Origin of the sequence: Vibrio sinaloensis, from assembly GCF_000808535.1 — a bacterium.
GTDB lineage: Bacteria > Pseudomonadota > Gammaproteobacteria > Enterobacterales > Vibrionaceae > Vibrio > Vibrio sinaloensis_D.
In genome coordinates this window covers 162673-181137 of the sequence record NZ_JWLV01000001.1, presented here as the reverse complement: position 1 = coordinate 181137, position 18465 = coordinate 162673, and the positions used below count along the sequence as shown (strand labels likewise).

General features: G+C 45.7%; 13 protein-coding genes. 7 read left to right on the top strand and 6 right to left on the bottom strand.

From position 1 onward, the window contains the following. The first annotated feature begins 134 nt into the window (after positions 1–134). Together RJ47_RS00815 and glgC are read left to right on the top strand one after the other, a co-directional pair. Positions 135–2036 carry a diguanylate cyclase gene (locus RJ47_RS00815; protein ID WP_039480518.1) on the top strand — a complete coding sequence of 634 codons (1902 nt, stop codon included), beginning with the start codon at positions 135–137 and terminating at the stop codon, positions 2034–2036. Positions 2037–2176: 140 nt separating this feature from the next. Then, a complete protein-coding gene (glgC, locus tag RJ47_RS00810) occupies positions 2177–3403 on the top strand; it encodes a glucose-1-phosphate adenylyltransferase (protein ID WP_269410297.1) in 1227 nt (408 codons plus the stop codon). Between the two features lie 59 nt (positions 3404–3462). Here the strand turns inward: glgC and RJ47_RS00805 are convergent, their stop codons facing one another. Both RJ47_RS00805 and RJ47_RS00800 read right to left on the bottom strand, forming a co-directional pair. Next, entirely contained in the window at positions 3463–6621 is a 3159-nt protein-coding gene (locus RJ47_RS00805) for a chitinase C-terminal domain-containing protein (protein ID WP_039480512.1), read from the bottom strand. A 402-nt stretch (positions 6622–7023) separates the two neighbouring features. After that, a complete protein-coding gene (locus RJ47_RS00800; RefSeq protein WP_039480509.1) occupies positions 7024–7911 on the bottom strand; it encodes an AraC family transcriptional regulator in 888 nt (295 codons plus the stop codon). A 152-nt stretch (positions 7912–8063) separates the two neighbouring features. On the opposite strand from RJ47_RS00800, the gene RJ47_RS00795 reads away from it, so the two are divergent. After that, on the top strand, positions 8064–9212 hold the full coding sequence (locus RJ47_RS00795) for an iron-containing alcohol dehydrogenase (RefSeq protein WP_039480506.1): 1149 nt from the start codon (positions 8064–8066) through the stop codon (positions 9210–9212). Between the two features lie 64 nt (positions 9213–9276). Continuing rightward, positions 9277–9909: a lysoplasmalogenase gene (locus RJ47_RS00790; RefSeq protein WP_039480503.1), complete on the top strand. Its 633-nt coding sequence runs from the start codon at positions 9277–9279 to the stop codon at positions 9907–9909. Positions 9910–9912: 3 nt separating this feature from the next. On the opposite strand, the gene RJ47_RS00785 is transcribed toward RJ47_RS00790, so the two are convergent. Together RJ47_RS00785 and torS are read right to left on the bottom strand one after the other, a co-directional pair. Beyond that, positions 9913–10434 carry a GNAT family N-acetyltransferase gene (locus RJ47_RS00785; protein WP_039480500.1) on the bottom strand — a complete coding sequence of 174 codons (522 nt, stop codon included), beginning with the start codon at positions 10432–10434 and terminating at the stop codon, positions 9913–9915. 9 nt (positions 10435–10443) lie between these two features. Beyond that, positions 10444–13317, bottom strand: a complete 2874-nt coding sequence (torS, locus tag RJ47_RS00780; protein WP_039480497.1) for a TMAO reductase system sensor histidine kinase/response regulator TorS — start codon at positions 13315–13317, stop codon at positions 10444–10446. Positions 13318–13397: 80 nt separating this feature from the next. On the opposite strand from torS, the gene torT reads away from it, so the two are divergent. Together torT and RJ47_RS00770 are read left to right on the top strand one after the other, a co-directional pair. Beyond that, positions 13398–14408: a TMAO reductase system periplasmic protein TorT gene (gene torT, locus RJ47_RS00775; protein WP_039480494.1), complete on the top strand. Its 1011-nt coding sequence runs from the start codon at positions 13398–13400 to the stop codon at positions 14406–14408. 9 nt (positions 14409–14417) lie between these two features. Further along, positions 14418–14873 carry a methylglyoxal synthase gene (locus RJ47_RS00770; protein WP_039480491.1) on the top strand — a complete coding sequence of 152 codons (456 nt, stop codon included), beginning with the start codon at positions 14418–14420 and terminating at the stop codon, positions 14871–14873. 37 nt (positions 14874–14910) lie between these two features. Here RJ47_RS00770 and RJ47_RS00765 read toward each other — a convergent pair whose 3' ends face one another. Next, complete coding sequence (locus RJ47_RS00765) at positions 14911–15816, bottom strand: DMT family transporter (RefSeq protein ID WP_039480488.1); 906 nt, start codon at positions 15814–15816, stop codon at positions 14911–14913. Positions 15817–15905: 89 nt separating this feature from the next. Between RJ47_RS00765 and RJ47_RS00760 the strand changes: the two genes are divergently transcribed. Further along, positions 15906–17342 carry a PLP-dependent aminotransferase family protein gene (locus tag RJ47_RS00760; RefSeq protein ID WP_039480485.1) on the top strand — a complete coding sequence of 479 codons (1437 nt, stop codon included), beginning with the start codon at positions 15906–15908 and terminating at the stop codon, positions 17340–17342. A gap of 463 nt (positions 17343–17805) precedes the next feature. Here the strand turns inward: RJ47_RS00760 and RJ47_RS00750 are convergent, their stop codons facing one another. Further along, the gene (locus RJ47_RS00750; protein WP_039480482.1) at positions 17806–18453 is read right to left on the bottom strand and encodes an HAD-IA family hydrolase; all 648 of its coding nucleotides are present in this window, start codon (positions 18451–18453) and stop codon (positions 17806–17808) included. Positions 18454–18465: the final 12 nt, after the last annotated feature.

Here is an 18465-nt window from a genome sequence, read left to right as displayed (position 1 = left end):
TTTTGCTCACTCACGCTATACTCCCTCTAAGGCAGCAGGCAGTGTGTCCTATTATGCACGGATGCTCACAGTAATTGATTGATGAGTCGTATATTATTCATCCCTTATACAACTTTCGGACTATATAATCGGCAATGTTATCTTCTCGCTATAAGTTAGTACTTCAGTTTTTCGTTACTTTTTGCGCACTTGCCATCGTCCCCTCGCTCTATTTCTACAGCGAAAGTCAAAAAATCCATGATACCGCAGCAGTCGCCGTTGAGCAGAGTAATCGAAATAAACTCGAATACTCGAAAGCTGAGTTGCAAGTGACTTTAACCAAGATAAATACGTCTTTGCGTTCACTCGCTTCAAATGGTCTATTCAATCAAGCGATCGTTTCACCAACGGAGTCTAACCTCAATGCACTTAAAGAGTTTTGGCTGTTAGTCACTCAAACTCAGGGCGTATACGCGCACCTGCGTTTTCTCGACACCCAAGGTCAAGAGCTGATAAGGATAAACAGCAGTGAGCGAGTGTCTGAAATCGTTAATGAAGAGCGTCTCCAATACAAAGGCGATCGCGATTACTTCCATTATGCTCAAACGCTGCGTCCCGGTGAGCTGGGCGTTTATGGCATCGATTTACAGCAGGAGCATGGAAAATACGTAATGCCTTTGAAACCCGCATATCGGATCATCATTCCTGTCGCGCTGAATGGCGCCGTTCAGGGGTATTTCATTGCCAATTTGGATTTACCGCGCATTTATAAAGCACTGTCTTACAAAAGAAACAGCGCTAACTTACCAAGCATTCTTGATCAAGATGGTTTCTATTTGCTGACCAACACTGGCGACCCTATCTTCGGTAACGTGATTAAAGAGCATCGAGAATCGAATCTGGCCAACCAATACCCTACTATCTGGTCCAAAATTAAAACCACGAATTCTGGGACTGATAGAGAGGGCGATACTTGGATTTCATACTCAAAAGCAGAGCTCTCTCATGGCAATACCGTAAACAAGGTGATCTTTGTTATTCGTTCGGATGCCAATGCCATGTCAGATATCACCAGAAATGCGGAGATCAACTTAGCGATTCAAGCAACTTTCCTTTTTGTCATTATTTTTTTGATAACCCTTGGTTTCGTCACTTGGAACTACAACCATGAGAAAAACAGCATGGCGAGTAAAATTGCCCGAGCTGCAATGAATGGTATGTCGGCGATGGTCATAACTGACCACAACAACCGCATTATCCAAGTTAATGAAGAATTTACCCGAGTCAGTGGTTATGAGTTAGAAGACGTTATCGGCAAACAGCCTTCGACATTTGCTTCAGGCAAACACAATCAAGAATTTTATATGGAGATGTGGAAAGAGCTTGAGCTCCATGGAATCTGGGAAGGTGAAGTGGTCAATAAGCGTCGTGATGGTTCAAAAATTACGGAAATTCTACGCATTCAAACGGTCAAAGATAAACACAATGTGATTCAGTTTTACGTGGCGTCATTTATTGATATTACCCACCGTAAAGAACTGGAAAACCGATTAAGAGAGCTCAGTGAGCGAGACCCGCTGACGGGGCTGTGGAATCGTCGTAAGTTTGATGCTGAGATGTCATCGCTGTCATTAAAAACGAAACGGTATCCAAACAGCGAAACGGCGACACTGGCTCTGCTCGATATTGACCACTTTAAACGCATCAACGACACATACGGACATGACAAAGGCGATGTGACCATCAAAGAAGTTGCGCGCATCTTAACTAACCACCTGCGAGAGACGGATGTCGTTGCCCGGATCGGCGGTGAAGAATTTGCGATTATCATGCCTCATACCCCACTCAATGAAGCAGAAATCGTGATTAACCGCGTTCGAACTGCGATTCATATTGAAACCTCTCTCAACATCACAATCAGCGGCGGTATTACAGAAATTGGTCCGACAGCAGGCAACAGTTACAAACGTGCCGATATTGCTCTCTACGAATCGAAAACGCTTGGGCGCAATCAAGTGAACATTTTGTCAGTGGTCGAGTCCGACTCCATTGCTTAATTTTGGTGCACATTAGAAAAATGCCTGCACCAATTTAACTCAGGCTTGTCGTTGCTTTCGTACTTATCTCATTTAAATCATCAGCTTAAAATTTGGCGTGTTTCTTGTACTCATATCCATATGGATCACTTTGCACCGTTATGGAGAACAGAATGCAAGACACGCTCACAATTATCTTAGCCGGTGGAATGGGCTCAAGGCTTAGCCCTCTCACTGATCATCGCGCAAAACCTGCTGTACCGTTTGGCGGTAAGTATCGAATCATCGATTTTACATTAACCAATTGTCTGCACTCTGGGCTTCGTCAGATACTTGTCCTCACCCAGTACAAATCTCATTCACTACAAAAACATCTCCGTGACGGTTGGTCTATTTTCAATCCTGAGTTAGGGGAATTTGTCACTGTCGTCCCTCCGCAAATGCGTGGTGGCGGCAAATGGTATGAAGGAACAGCTGACGCCATCTATCACAATTTATGGCTGTTAGAGCGCAGCGACGCCAAGCATGTGATTGTGTTATCGGGTGACCATATTTATCGCATGGATTATGCAGAGATGCTCAAAGATCACATTGCCAACGAAGCAAAACTGACCATTGCGTGTATGGATGTTCCCAGAGAAGAAGCGTCTGCGTTTGGCGTTCTGTCGTGTGATTCAAACCATCAAGTCGACTCATTTATTGAAAAGCCCGTTGATCCGCCTTCGATGCCGACTAACGACAGTCGCAGCTTAGTTTCGATGGGCATCTATATTTTTGAGCGCGAGACGCTGCAAGAAGCGCTATTAGAAGATGCTCAGAATGAAGCGTCATCGCACGATTTTGGTAAAGACATCATTCCAACACTTATCGATAAACAGTGCGTTTACGGTTATAACTTCTGCCAAGACAGAGGGCGTGTTGCAAAAGACTGTTACTGGCGCGATGTGGGAACAATCGACTCTTTTTATCAAGCGAATATGGATCTATTAGAGCCGATTCCACCGATGAACCTCTATCAATCGAATTGGGGCATTCGTACGTATGAACCTCAATTTCCACCAGCTCGTACTGTCTCTTCGGCTACCGGAAATGAAGGGATTTTCATCAATTCAATGATCGCAAACGGCGTTGTTAACTCAGGCGGCTCGGTGCAACATAGCGTTATCTCCTCCAATGTGAAGATCCACGATAGTGCGACCATTGTAGACAGCATTTTGTTTGATGATGTGGAGGTTGGTGAAGGGTGCAAACTCGTCAACTGTATCATCGATAAACACGTAAAGATTCCGCCCAATACTGAAATAGGACTCAATCAAGTCGAGGACGCGAAGCGTTTTCATGTTTCTGAATCCGGTGTAGTCGTTGTGCCAGAAAGCTATCAATTCTAGGACAACGAAAACGAAAAAAGCCTTGGTTTACGCCAAGGCTTTCGTTTAGTTAATGTTGGTTATTGTGGACACGGTACCTCGTCCCAGAACCAATTTGATTGAGTTGGAGACTCCCAGCTTCCCGGGCTGTTTTTGGCTACAAAGCACTTACCGTTATAGCTGTAGGTTTCGCCGTTAACCGCTTTGGTTGTACCTGGTTCCCATGCCGTCACTGTGCCCGAGCCAGTGTTACCGCCGTTATCACCCCCGGTATCGCCACCCGTGTTACCGCCATTACCTGAGCCTAAGTCAGCTAGTGGAAGGTCTGGTTGCTCGAACTTAAAGGCGTAATCCACACCGTTAATATTGACGGTATAGTTTGCAGGACCTGAAATTGGTAAGTAGTAAACCATATCGAGCTCGTAAGTGCCGCCCGCAGGTAGCTCTTTCCATGAAGGTAAGCTAAACGCGACTCTGTGCATTGTTCCATCAAGGCCACCAATATTGTTTGCACGTGTATGACCTGATGCAATAACCGTTAAGCCACCGCCCGACTGATCTTTAGCATTGTCTGGTGCCGATACTGGAATATCAAACTGGAATTCAGTACCACCAGGAATCGCTTGCCCTGTGTTGTTAGTAAACGTCACTTTCGGGTTAATCGGATAGTTTTGATCTCCGACTTTAAAGCCACCAACTGATACTGAAATATCAACCGCTTCGGTCGGAACTGCGCCCGTCGCAATCTTATTACCATATGGAGTCGCTGACTTGAACTTGTCGTAGATGGCTTTTGTCATGGTGTTACCCATATGGTATTCACCATTACCGGTCGCACAAGCCTGTTCAGTCACATCGACTGACGTGCGCTGGCCATTTGCATCTAGCACGTAACAGTTATAGTCGCCCGCCAGCTCCCAGAACATGATGCCGCCGATTTCTTTGTCGATGACATAGTCTGCTTTTACGTTAACTGATGCTTCGTCTTCCGTAGAGAGGAACACAGACTTCTCAGCATTCCAAAGCCAAGGAGCGACAGCAACACTGTCGTAGTTACGTACATATGTGCCAACTAAGCGATCGCTAGGATCATTGACCGGATCAAGTTTGTAAGCATCAGTGTATGTACCCCAAATGCCATGCTCTAGGTTTTTCGCATGCCACATTGGTCCTGAACCTGCCCCCATTTCATTTCCTTTAGGGTCAGTGTCGTGCCACATGTTATCGATACCAATTGCGCCGTTACCGCAGTTGTTCTTCTCGCCTTCACCTGTACCTTCAGGACATTGAGATTGATTCGGTAGCGCTGCTCTGCCCCACAAACCATTGGTTCCGCCAGTTACACCTTGCCAACCACGAGTATAATATGGGACACCAATGTTGATACGCCCAGCAGGCATAGAGCCTCTAAAGTAGTGGTAAGCCCAGTCAGTGTTTAGATAACCTATACCTCCGTATGCAGCGGTGTTATATACATTCCATTGCGCCAACTCAGAGTCTTCACCTGTATCGAACAACGCGGCGTTGTGGCCTACGTGATCATTCCACGCACCGTGCAGGTCATAAGACATGATGTTGACGTAATCCAAGTATTTGGTTACATCAAACGTTTCCATTCCGCGTAGCAGGTAACCAGAAGAAGGTGCAGCAATCGTTAGCATGTAGTGAACGCCGTCTTGAGCCGATGCGGCATCGAGCTTCTCACGAAGTACTTTCATCAGTTCCTGATAAGATGCCCACAAATATGGACGACGAGGTTCCATGAATGCTTTGTCATAAGGGTTGCCCGCGCCAGCCATTGAAGTTGGGTATTCGTAATCAATATCCAAACCGTCAAACTTGTATGTACGCATCATCTCTACTGCAGACGCTGCAAACTTTTCAATCCCCGCGTGGTTGATCGAGCCATCCGCGTTGGTTGTCATGGTGTAGAATCCGCCATCAGCTACGCGGTTACCATCTGCGCCAAAGTGGCCACCTGTTTCAGCCCATCCACCGATTGAAATGAGTGTCTTAACGCCATAGCGCTCTTTGTAAGTCGCAAGTGCACCGAAGTGGCCTTTAAAGCCTAGTGTTGGGTCAATATCTACCCCTGCCCACTCTTTGCCCGTAGCGGCGTTGTTCGGATCGCTCACATCACCTAGATTAACTTTGCCATCTGGCCCAACACCGACGAAGGCGTAGTTAATATGAGTCAACTGCTCCCAAGGAATATCTTTAACTAGGTAGGCCGCTTGAGGGTCATCGCCCGCACGCCAACTCGTGAAGTAACCAATTACGCGGCGAGGGTGATCTGCGCCCATTTGCTCGCGTCCTTCTTCATCGTAGATCGTACAGTAAGGGACGTTAACGCCTTCAGTTTGATACAAGCCGTCTGGACGACAATTTGCAGCCGTTGGTAAACCAGTTACTTTGAGGGCAACCGCTGTCGAGTTTGTTGATTTACCAAGGTTATCCGTCGCTTTCGCATAAACGGATAGAGTACCCGCAGCCGTTGTCGTGTAGTCTAGCGTATAAGGCGGTGTTACTGTTGTGCCAACCAATTGACCTGCAACGTAGAAATCTACTTTATCCACTGAGCCATCGCTATCTGCTGCGTTCGCTGTCAGAGTGACCACACTACCAACTTCTACGTTAGCGGATGAAAGTGTCACATCAACGGTTGGGGCAAGGTTACCAGGCTGCGAAGCATCTACAGTAATTGCTGTTGTGCTTACCACGCTTGCTTCACCTTGATCATCAAAAGCGGTAGCGCTTACGCTGTGGTTGCCTGCCGTTGCCGTCCAATCAACGGTGTATGGTGCACTAGTTGCGTTACCTACGACAACGCCATCAACTTGAAACTCAACACGAGCAACAGAACCATCACTATCACTTGCAGATGCAGCCAGTGAGATCACGGCGCCTTCTGTAATGGAGTCTGTCGCTAATGGTGCGGTTAGTGAAACAACAGGAGGTTCATTGACAACTACACCGCCGTCACAACTTCCTAGTGATTTCCAGAAACCCCAAGGTCCTGCGGTTTCAGAAGGGTTATTGCCTTGTGTCCAATAGTTCGCTTGGTACGCTTCGTTTACGTGTTGTACTTGGTCGCCGCCATTATAAACTGAAGTGCTATCCCAGTTGGGTAACGCACTACAATCCACCGCCGCATAGCTATTGAACGCAATCAGGCAAGACGCGCTTAACGTGCTCAATGTGAACACACGTCTACTCGCATTTCCTTTTGACAGGTGCATAAAGTTGTATCCTTAAGTTATTGTTTCAACGTATTAAATTCTCTGCATATCGAGCAGGAACTTAAAACTCTTTCCGAAATAACCATAGATAACACTGCGAAAATCACACCTAGAAAAAGGTTATATTCCCAATTGTCTCGCAAATGGATGTACATTTGTTGCAACGATTTGTTACTTATTTTGCATCAATAACCAAATTTTGATTTATTTTATAAACAAAAAAATAAGCCTCTGAGCTGGCTCGCAAAGAGGCTTATTTATCGAGGAGAGTGACTAGATCTCCTATAGGGGTATGTAGTAATTATCAATGAGATCTGTTAATCCTTTTGATTTACTGCAAGCTATTATGAATAATTCTTATTCATATAAAAACAGTAATTATGTAAAGACATCTTTCCCCTTTTAACTTGCGAGTTTTAAACCTTTTGGTGTTTGGTTAAAGTGGCGTTTGTACTCACGCGAAAATTGGGAACTGCTGTTGTAACCCACTAGTCTTGCCGCATCGTTGACCTTTTTTCCTTCTAACTGAATCAACTCTTTTGCTTTGTTTAAGCGTACTTTTTTAATGTACTGAATGGGTGTCTCGAGCGTGACCTCCCTAAAAGCATGATGGAAAGCTGATGTGCTCATGTTTGCCACTTCTGCCAACGACTGCACAGTTAAGTTTTCCGCGTATTCCTCGTGGACTTTTTCTAACGCCCTCGCCACTCTGGCATAGTGACCGTCGTAGCCTGCCAAGTTGAACAGCACATGTCCTTCTGCACTTTGTAATGCCCGATAAACCAACTCTTCTTTGAGGCAGTCACCCAGTATTTTCGATTCATACGGATCGCAAAGTGCGCTCATGACGCGAATACAAGTGTCGAGCATACCTTTGTCCATCGACACTGACTTCAAACCCAAGTTATCGGTTTGTTGGGATTGCGAAGGTCTAAATCCCAGTTTCTCTAACCGTGCAACTTGACGGTGCAGCATCTGCAAATCGATGTCGATGGAAAGTCCGAGAAGTGGCTCTCCATCTGTCGCTAGTGCTTCACACTCTAATGGCATGGGAACGCCGACAACCAGATAATCTTCAGGACCATAAGCAACGGGCTGATTACCAATGTAGATATTCTTGTGCCCTTGCCCCAGCACGATTACGCCAGACTGATAGACAAATGGCTGACGTGCGTTGCCTTTACTACTGCGATAGAACCACACGCCTTCAATGTCAGTGTGATGAATCCCCTCAAGATTGTTCAAATCGTGAAGGTCAACGTAAGTTTGCATCAACGTCGCTAATTTCATTATTCCGCCCTCGTGTAGAACGCCAAGGTAACAGATTTATAGAAATAGGCAATAAATCTAGAGAATTTCACCTATTGCAATGCCCCCTTTCACACTAATATGCATAGACAGGCAAAACAAATAAAGATAACTCCTAGACAAGAGGCACTGATATGCAATTTTCTTATGCGAATCCAACACAGATCTTTTTTGGTCAAGGTCAAATCTCTTCAATTACCCAACCTCTTCCAAATGACGCCAAAGTTTTAGTGATTTATGGCGGTGGTTCAATCAAACGTAATGGCGTTTACGACCAAGTGACGAAAACACTTGCTGACTACGAATGGTATGAGTTCTCGGGCGTTGAACCGAACCCGACGAAAGAAACGCTAGATAAAGCGGTCGCAATCGTAAAAGAAAAGCGTATTGATTTCATTCTCGCAGTCGGTGGTGGCTCCGTGATTGATGGTTCTAAATACGTTGCGGCAGCGTCTCACTATGATGGTGACGGCTGGGATATCTTAACTGGCCAATATCAAGTATCGAGTGCAGTTTCCTTGGGCGCTATCCTGACGTTGCCAGCGACAGGTTCTGAGTCAAATATGGGCGCTGTCATCACCAAAGCGGAAACACACACGAAACTTGCCTTCCTGTCACCGTTTGTACAGCCAAAGTTTGCGGTGTTGGATCCGGATGTGATGAAAACGCTGCCAGAAAAACAGCTCTTAAACGGCATTGTCGACGCGTGGGTCCACGTTTGTGAGCAATACCTGACAAGTCAACATGATGCGATGGTTCAAGATGGCTACGCAGAAACATTATTGAAAACGCTCAAGTCACTGGGTGATTCATTTGATCAGCGTGACAATGACCAATGGCGTGCCAATCTAATGTGGTCAGCGAACCAAGCGTTAAACGGTCTGATTGGTTCTGGTGTACCTCAAGATTGGGCAACACACATGATCGGCCACGAAATGACAGCGCTGTGGGGCGTTGACCATGCGCGTTCATTGGCGATTGTTCAACCTTCGCTACTAAGGCACCAAATCGAAACAAAACGCGCCAAACTAGAGCAAATGGGAATCAATGTCTTTGGTTTGCAGCACAGCGAAGATCTTGCCGAGAAAACCATTGACGCGATTGAGCAATTCTACGCATCAATGAACGTGGATACGCAGTTTAGTGATTATGAGTCCACCAAAGCTCAAGCTGTTGACGCTGTTGTTACTCAATTATCTGAACATGGCATGACCAAACTTGGCGAGCACCAGCAGATTGGCCTAGAAGAAAGTCGACAAATCTTAGAGCAAGCTATTGCTTAGAGCGGTCACTCCACTTACCCTAAAAGCAGCATCAATATGCTGCTTTTCTTTTTGAGTTGGTCTTATGTGGTTTGTGATTGTCAGTTTATGTGTGATACACATTTGGAGTATTGAGCACAAAAATCGTTGGCTGTTTTACGTTTCGAAGGCAATGCCCGTTGTTTTAATGTCAGCGCTAGCCTATCAAAGTAGTGATTCCTACTCAGATTACTCATTTCTTATTGCCTTAGGTCTGCTCGTTAGCGCAATTGGCGACTTGTTCCTAATGCACCCCAAAGACAAGTTTTTGCCCGGCTTAGTGAGCTTTTTTGTCGCGCACCTTGTGTATGGTTACGCGTTTTTTAGCCAAGCAGATGAGCATTTAACACATTGGGTGCCAGCGATACTGTTTAGCCTTGGTTTAATTATCTACCTGCTGTTATTACCAACCCTTGATAAGATGCGAGCGCCGGTCGCTGTCTACTCGGTTGCCATTCTTTTGATGGCTTGGGGCGCCATTGAAGTGTGGATTGATGTACGTAACCCGTTTGCAGGATACGCCGCGATGGGCGCGTTAGTGTTTATTATCTCTGATGTGGTGCTGGCGGTTGATAGATTTCGCAGCAGCTCGGCGTTTTCTCGTCACGTAATCATGGTGACCTACTATACGGCTCAGATATTACTCACGCTGTCAGCTCTGGCTGAAAGCTATCGATAATCTCTACACCTCATAGCGATAAATTAGGTCATCGTATTCAATGCCGCCGATGGTATAGGCATTTGGCTCTCGTTCTTTAAGTTGAAAACCGACTTTCTCAAGTACTTTGCAAGACGCAATATTGCCATCTGTCACGATCGCATTGAAGGTTTCTATCGGGAAATGCTGTTTCGCGTATTTCACTAAAGCAAATAAAGATTCCGTCCCCATACCTTTCCCATGAAACTCAGGCAGAAGCAGGTATCCAACTTCAACGCATTCAGTTTTGGTCTCAGAGTGACATAGCCCAGTTACTCCGACAGTATTACCCGATACTTTGTCTTTAATCACCAAACAAAGCCAATGCTGGCTACCCCAACGCCATAATGGGAGTCGGCTGTTAAAACGCGCGCGGATTTCCTCTTTTGACGGCTTATCAAATGCGTACTTAATCACCTCTTCATCTTGGTGTAGGCGCTCAAACAAACTCCAATCAGACTCCTGAATTGAGCGCATTATGAGATTAGAGGATTCAATGAGTAGCATGAGGTTTCCTTAGTTAATTAGCGATTCTAGTGCCTGTCTCGACTGCTGTGTGAGCTCTTCCAAGCGGACGCGATGTTCAAGATAGCAAGTTAGTGGTTGATTGTCTTTCTCTATAGATTGGCAAAGCTCAAACAATGCAATGAGTCCTAAACTGCCCGCAGATCCCTTCAGCTTGTGAGCCAATTGTTTTACCTGATACTCATCGTCAAGGTCAGCTGCTGTGCGAATAGCTTGCAAAATCTCGTCGCTACCAACGGCAAAAAGGTCGACAATCTCTGCCATCTTAGTTTCACCCAACACCGCTAAATCTGACTCAAACACCTTACGTTCAATGATGGTTGTGCTTGTCACGTTTTTCTCCTTGTCTTTTTTGTCTTGGGGAAGAATTAACGACTTACCCTCAAGACAATTCTGGATCAGTGCACACAACTCATCTTTATCGAGAGGTTTTGGCAAATAACCATCAAACCCCGCAGCAAGATAGCTTTCTACTTCCTCATTGAATACGTGTGCTGACACCGCAACCATTGGCGTCGATGTATCGTCAAGTACTCGCAACTCATTCATCAACTCGACACCGTTGCAATCAGGTAAATTAATATCGAGCAAGACAATGTCGTACTGTTGCTGCTCGAAACACTGTTTCGCTGATTTCCCATCAATTGCTGTTTCAACTTCGTGGCCAAGGCTTGCCAAAAAGCCTTCCGCCACTAGGCAGTTCACAGGGTTATCTTCAACAAGCAGTACTTTAGCGATAAGGTCGCAATGAGTTGTTGCATCAATGGCTTCGACTTCGTTGCCCACTTCCAAAGGGATACTAAACCAAAAACGGCTGCCTTTCCCCAAATCAGACTCGACTTGCAACTCTCCGCCCATCGCTTCGACTATCTTTTTGCTGATGGCCAAACCGAGCCCTGTTCCGCCTTTAGATGACAAACCACCCGAAGCTTGCGTAAACGCATCAAACAAGTTTTTTTGCTCTTCAGGGGAAATACCAATCCCTGAATCTGAAACTTCAAATAAAACGTGCCCCGCACGCTCTGGATCATTGGCGACGTATATATCGACGTGACCCGAATCTGTGAATTTAATGGAGTTGCCGACCAAATTATTAAGCACCTGACTGATACGAGTCACATCCCCTTTCCAAAACGTCGTGACGTCAGATTCAATCAAAGCGCTCAATTCGAGTTGTTTTTCTGCCGCTCGCCCACTGAGCAGTTGTTCAACGTCTTCCACCATCGCTTTGAGGTTAAAGTCCTTGGTTCGAATTTCTAAATGTCCCGCTTCGATTTTCGAGTAGTCGAGAACATCGTTCAAAATGGCTAACAAAGTGGAACCGCTACGGTTGATGACGTCGACATAACGGCTTTGCTGGCTGTTTAGCCCTTCGTCTTTAAGTAACCGTGCCGTGCCGAGTACCCCATTCATCGGGGTACGAATTTCGTGACTCATGGTCGCAAGAAATGCCGATTTCGCTCTGCTTGCTTGTTCTGCCTGAAGTCGTGCTTGAGCGTGATTGAGCACCTCTTCATTGAGTCGAGCATTGGCTTTTTGTAACTGATGGGTACGCTCTGTGACCAGCTCTTCGAGGTGCTCTTTGTGCTCTTCTAACTCGCGCTTGGCTTTTACTTCACTCTCGGCAACGACTTTCAGCGCTTGAGCGGTGTTTCTAGCGGTGATGATCGCTTGCCCCATATGAGCGAGCTCGTCATTTCCCTTCACCGTAACGTCAACTTTGAGTTGTCCTTGTGCGATAGAAGAAAGCGCTGATGAGTATTCCGCTAAACGTTTGACTACTTGAACATACACCACTCGCCAGACGATCAGCACCACAATCAGCATGCCCAACACAGTAATAATGGTCAGTGTAAATTGTGCGTAGTCGAGAGTGGTTTTTAATTCATCGACGGCTCTTGTGGTCGCAACGTTGGATTCATCAACTAAACGGCTTACCGTTGCGTTAAGCTCAGAAAACTGGTTTAAAGTATCTTGCATGAGCTGTTGAGCGGCTTTTTCGTTGCTGTTGCGCTGCTGAAGTACATCAAACACAACTTCACGCTGCTCTAATTTGCTCAGTAGATCCGACATTTGAATAGAACGAGTCGGATCTTCTACCGCCCTGACACGTCGTTTCATGATCTGTAAGTTATTGGTAAATTCTTCTCGGATCGTGTGAATACGCGCTAAATCAGAAATTGTGCGAACTTCTTCAATATGATTCAGCATCTTAAACGCCAACAGATGAAGCTCATGCAGGCGTTCTGCCAAATCCAAATCGACTTCAACTAGCGTATCTAACGCTTGATACGCAGTATCGATTTGTTGCTGCTCCAATAGGTCATAGATGTGAGTAACGTTGGCAACTGCGATGGTTGACGTATTCGCGACTTGAGTGCGAGTCAGTTGTTCGAGCTCTGATGCAAGTTGACGAAGCTCTTCCGTTCGGACGAGCAGATCGTCTGCAATAAACAGACGCTTTTCCACCACAATGCCGAGTTGGGCAAGTGTATCGATAACATGTTGAACGTCGCTTTCGAGTTTGGTGAGTAATTTGGAATCAAAAGAGTCAGACCCGAGCTGTTTGATGTGGCTTAATAGCGTTTCCAGTTGCGAAAACAACTCTTTTCCCGATGCTTGCCTTTGCTGCTCTGTCTTTGCATTGGCTAGCCCTTGCACTGAAGAGATAATGCGTGAGCTCAACTCCGAAACTTGCCGAGCTTCAAGCATTGAAGGAATGGCAGTATTGACGACGTTACGTTCTGTTTTCGCGACTGAGCTAAAGCCAAACACACCGATCAACGCTGATATCAGAACCAGCAATGCCATAGCCAAAAACGCAAACAGCAGCTTACGTCCGATACTGGCCTTTGCTAATAACATCGAGATACTTCACTTTTTAAGTCTGATAGAATGCGCTATATTCTGCAGTGTTTAACCTCCATTTTCCAATGAAATGCACTATGTCTTTGATCTCCTCCGTGACTAAGCTCCTTTTTCCAACCGGCCTGTTGATCAGCGGTTTATTTAGCGTTGGCGCTCAAGCGGAAGATCAGCTAAAAATCTGCGCAATCTACCCTCACCTTAAAGATTCTTATTGGCTGTCCGTTAATTACGGGATGGTCGATGAATCAAGAATCAACAATGTCGATTTGCGTGTCCTTGAGGCGGGCGGATATTTGAACTTGGAGAAGCAAAAAGAACATTTGCAACTGTGCGTACGCTGGGATGCGGATGCCATTATTCTAGGAACGGTTGCGCCGGACCTATACTATGACTCTTTGCGCCAATACACTGGCTCAATTCCGGTTTTTGCTACCGTAAACCAGTTAGTACTCGACGATTTTAATCGTACTGTGCTAAAAGGTGAGGTCGGTGTTGATTGGTATTGGATGGGGTTTTACACTGGCGAATACCTCAGTCAAAAGCACCCGAAGGGCTCAGGAGAAACAAACATCGTTTTGCTTCCCGGCCCTAAATCTAGCGGTGGTACCAAGCCAGTCATCAGAGGTTTTTACTCAGCGATTAAGGACAGCGATTTGCAGATCGTGGATACGCTATGGGCAGATAACGACAAAGAGTTACAGCGTAACCTAGTACAACAAGCGATCGAGCACGACGACCTGGACTATATTGTTGGCAGTGCGGTAGCGATCGAGGCCGCCATCAGTGAACTACGTAGCGTAAACAAATCGGATCAAATTGGTTTGGTCTCGACTTATTTAAGTCATGGTGTTTACCGTGGTTTGCTGCGATCACGCGTCGAATTCGCTCCAACTGATAAAATGGTCGAACAAGGACGCCTTTCCGTCCGTCAGGCTATTGCTTATCTCAATGGCGAACCATACAAACACAACGAAGCGCCAATCATTGAAGCATTAACACCAAACAAACTTAATCGCCAGGTGATTGCACAATCGCTGTCACCTTCAGAATATCGCCCTACATTTTATGTCTATAACGAGAACAATTAGGAAGTCTGAATGAAAAAGACAATTCGTACCATCCCTGCACACAAACATGTCGCTCTGGTTGCCCATGACAACTGCAAGTCGGAACTATTGCGCTGGGTTAACGAAAACAAAGAAAAGTTACAACGCCACTTTTTGTACGCGACCGGCACGACTGGCTCTATGTTAAGCAAAGAAACGGGCTTGGCTATTAAATCGATGATTAGCGGTCCCATGGGCGGCGACCAACAACTCGGTGCGCTAATCTCCGAAGGGAAAATCGACGTGCTGATTTTCTTCTGGGATCCACTAAACGCCGTACCTCACGATCCAGATGTAAAAGCCCTACTTCGTATCGCCAGCGTGTGGAACATCCCCGTTGCGACAAACAGAGCTTCGGCGAAGTTCTTGTTTTCCTCTGAGCTGATGGAAAAAGAAGTCGATATCGAAGTGCCAGATTACGAAGCCTACCTAGCAAAACGCACTTAATACCAAACGCCTGCTCACAGCAGGCGTTTTTCATTCGCTATTTGGTGCCGCACTCTCTTAGAACTGGCTGCTCGCTCGGTTTATGACCACGCTGAGTAACCAAATAGACCGCAAACGCTGCTAGTATAAATCCAAGTATTCCCATCGCATCCAACGACTCACCAAACATCAACCAAGCTTGAATTGCGGTCACTGGTGGCACTAGGTAGAAAACAGATGCAACACTCGACGCCGCGCCATGTTTTACCATATATAAGAGCAGCAACACTGCGGCACAAGACAAGACTATAACTAGCCATCCGAGTGTCAGCACAAATTCAACTTCCCATTGAACCGTCATGGTCTCGAACATCAGGGCATAAGGCAAAAATAGAAGCAACGCGGCAAAGTACTGAACCAGCGCACTCCCCACCATATCAAGGTCGTGACAGTACCGTTTCTGATATAACGTACCCAATGTAATGCCAATTAAAGCAAATACACTCACCCCAACCGCTAGAACTTTATCTGTGTCAGATTGCCACTCCATTTTGCCGAGTAAGACCAGTGAAATTCCAAGAAACCCGAGCGCCAATCCAAACCACTGAGCTTTTGAAAAGTGTTGATTGGCAAAGCTAACTAACAATACAGCCGTCACGATAGGTTGTGTACCAACGAGCAAAGAACACAAACCTGAAGGCATTCCGAGCCCTATAGCCACATAACTCCCTCCTAGGTAGAAACCGTGGATCAGCACGCCAACAACGAAAGCATGCCAAAAACCTGCCCCTGTTGGCACGCGGCGGCGGAGAAAAATAACAATCAAGGCAAATAGCGCGACATTGGCGAGCATCCTTATCGTAAGTAACGTCGCCGGTTCTGCATATTGCAGCCCTAACCGAGCGCCGACAAATCCTGAAGCCCACAACACAACGAATACAAAGGGAACCATCCTGATAAACATAAACTCACACTAACATTGTTTTTTATTGACTGAAGTTGCTAATGTAATGGGTACACATTCTTTTAATAGTGACAGTTTGGTTGAGTTTTATGGGTACAGATTTATACGGAGCGAAGCAAAGCAAATATCAGAGTGTTATTGACTATCTGCGAAATGCCATCGAATCAGGCGTATTCCAAAGTGGAGACAAGCTCCCTTCGATCAGGCGGCTTAGTGAACGACTGTCTGTGAGCAAAAACACTGTGATACGTGCCTATCAAGAGCTTGAAGCGATTGGCGTCCTTGAGGCTGTCTCTAAGTCGGGCTACCGAGTGCTTGCATCAATAGAAGAGAAGATAGAAACGGTCGCGCCGTCTGAGGTAGATTTGTTGGGTGTATGCAAAGAAATTCTATCGTATCCTGATTACAAGGAGCTCTTGCCGACAGGCTCAGCTCACCCTTGTATTGAGGCACCCGCCATTCGGTCACTATATGCTGAAATTGGCAGACAGAGTCGTCAACAAGCAAACATTGTCAGTCATTATCAGTTGCCTCCCGGTGAACCATTGCTCGTAAAACAACTGGCGAAGTTAACTCAAGAACTAGGTACACCCGCGCCAATCAACGAGTTGCTAGTCACCCATGGTGCACAACAAGCGATCAGTTTAGCGTTACGAGCAACGACCCAACCCGGAGATATCATCGCCGTTGAATCCCCTTGCTACTTCGGCACTTTATTGCTCCTTGAGTCTCTGGGCTTGCAAGCGGTTGAGATTCCGAGTTGCCCACGTGATGGTATTAAAATTAACGCATTAAAAGAGGCCATTGCCCGTTGGGACATTCGAGCCATTATTGTGACACCCAATTTTGCTAATCCCACCGGCTCCTTGATGCCTCTCAATGCCCGGCGCGACATACTTACGACCCCTTCTACGATTCCAATCATTGAAGATGACGTGTTTGGCTGTTTGAGCTACCAACCTCAGTTGCCCAGCATTCGCTCACTAGACACAGAGCAACGTGTCATCTACGTGAATTCATTGTCCAAAAACCTAGATTCGCGACTGAGAATTGGTTGGATGCTCGCTGGTCAGTATCGACAAACGATCGAAAAACTCCTGCTTTGCGACAACATGGGGAGCTTAAATTTGATGCAGTCCGCCGTCGGAACGTTTCTAAGTTCGGGAAAGTACAAGGCGCACCTTACAAGGATGACTCGCCTTTATCAGAGCAATGTTAAGCAGTTTTTGAATGAGTTCCATCAAAGCGCGAGTCAATATCCAAAACTGAAAGGCCGTTATCGAGTCGTTCCTGTTTCTGGTTCATTTCTTTTATGGATTCAGCTTCCTGAGCAAACTGATTGCTTTGCTTTATATCGAGAATGCAAAGCCAATAAAGTGAGTATTTTGCCTGGCTCAGTATTTGGCACTTCGGGGCAATACCAGCACTACTTTCGTATTAGTGTTGCCAACCTTAGTTTATATCGGAACTGGAAAGAGGGTGTTGAATTGTTGGTCAAGTTAGTAGCACAGCATGTTGAAGCTTAATAATGAAATTCCTATTGATTCGATTTATAGGATTTTACCGTTTAATAGTGAATTGCTTCCCATTATTTGGACAAACCACTACCCGTCAGAAATACCAAACTGTACGTTAGACTAAAATAGAATAGCTAGTAAGTTTTAAGACTAGTAGTTTAGATAACCATAATAGAAAGAATAACTAGCAACCTTAGTTTGCTCTTTTGCTGCAGGAGTAACTCACAATGACCAAACCTAATAATGAAGAGACGCTTTGCTGCCCACTTTGCGGCAGTGATGAATATTTACTATCTAATACGAACAAATTTCTCTGTGCTGAATGTGGCTCTTTTTTCGAAGACGTCGATAAAATAGTAGTTCATCAACCTCATGTGCAGCTGTTGATCCATCAACGGTTAAATCGAGTCGCCACCCATCACGCTTATCACTAATTTTTGTTTAAAGGCCACAATTTACGTGGCCTTTAATTTTAAACACACTGTTCTAACTCTTTTAAATGGCGAATTTTTTCAATGTTCAGTTCATGAGCGCGTTCATTGATACCAATTAAATGGACCGTTTTAACGCCCGCTCTAACCCCTGCTTCTAGGCCTTTTGGTGTATCGTCAACATACATACACTCTTCAAGTCGAAAGCCCATATTCATCGCGCTGTACATCACCAAATCGGGCTCGGGTTTCCAACTGTTAGTATCAAACGCTGAGAATATTTTACCCTTGAATTGAGGCAACAACCCCGTCAGCTCAAGTGCTCGTTCGATTTTGACTCTTGGTCCATTCGAGGCAACACAATACTCTATCCCTCTCGTATCGAAGTAGTCGAGCACATCAAACACACCTTCCATTGGCTCTAACTGCGCATCAAATAGTCCATCTAAGTAATCTCTATAGACGGGCTCGAGCTTATCAATAGACACTTTTACACCGAGACGTTGCTTCGTCATTGATAAAATGTCGGCCAGCTTTCCCCCTTCAAAGTGACGGATGGCATCCTCCATCGATAACTTTGCGCCAAAATGGTTGAACGCTTGGCACAACGCTTCACAGCACAAACGCTCACTGTCGACAAGCGTGCCGTCACAATCGAAAATTACACATTTAATTTGAGGTTTTGTCATTATTATTACCTT

Coding starts and splice junctions, on each gene's coding strand:
- RJ47_RS00815 (WP_039480518.1), top strand. CDS start 135: ATGTTATCTTCTCGCTATAAGTTAGTACTTCAGTTTTTCGTTACTTTT.
- glgC (WP_269410297.1), top strand. CDS start 2,177: ATGGAGAACAGAATGCAAGACACGCTCACAATTATCTTAGCCGGTGGA.
- RJ47_RS00805 (WP_039480512.1), bottom strand. CDS start 6,621: ATGCACCTGTCAAAAGGAAATGCGAGTAGACGTGTGTTCACATTGAGC.
- RJ47_RS00800 (WP_039480509.1), bottom strand. CDS start 7,911: ATGAAATTAGCGACGTTGATGCAAACTTACGTTGACCTTCACGATTTG.
- RJ47_RS00795 (WP_039480506.1), top strand. CDS start 8,064: ATGCAATTTTCTTATGCGAATCCAACACAGATCTTTTTTGGTCAAGGT.
- RJ47_RS00790 (WP_039480503.1), top strand. CDS start 9,277: ATGTGGTTTGTGATTGTCAGTTTATGTGTGATACACATTTGGAGTATT.
- RJ47_RS00785 (WP_039480500.1), bottom strand. CDS start 10,434: ATGCTACTCATTGAATCCTCTAATCTCATAATGCGCTCAATTCAGGAG.
- torS (WP_039480497.1), bottom strand. CDS start 13,317: ATGTTATTAGCAAAGGCCAGTATCGGACGTAAGCTGCTGTTTGCGTTT.
- torT (WP_039480494.1), top strand. CDS start 13,398: ATGTCTTTGATCTCCTCCGTGACTAAGCTCCTTTTTCCAACCGGCCTG.
- RJ47_RS00770 (WP_039480491.1), top strand. CDS start 14,418: ATGAAAAAGACAATTCGTACCATCCCTGCACACAAACATGTCGCTCTG.
- RJ47_RS00765 (WP_039480488.1), bottom strand. CDS start 15,816: ATGTTTATCAGGATGGTTCCCTTTGTATTCGTTGTGTTGTGGGCTTCA.
- RJ47_RS00760 (WP_039480485.1), top strand. CDS start 15,906: ATGGGTACAGATTTATACGGAGCGAAGCAAAGCAAATATCAGAGTGTT.
- RJ47_RS00750 (WP_039480482.1), bottom strand. CDS start 18,453: ATGACAAAACCTCAAATTAAATGTGTAATTTTCGATTGTGACGGCACG.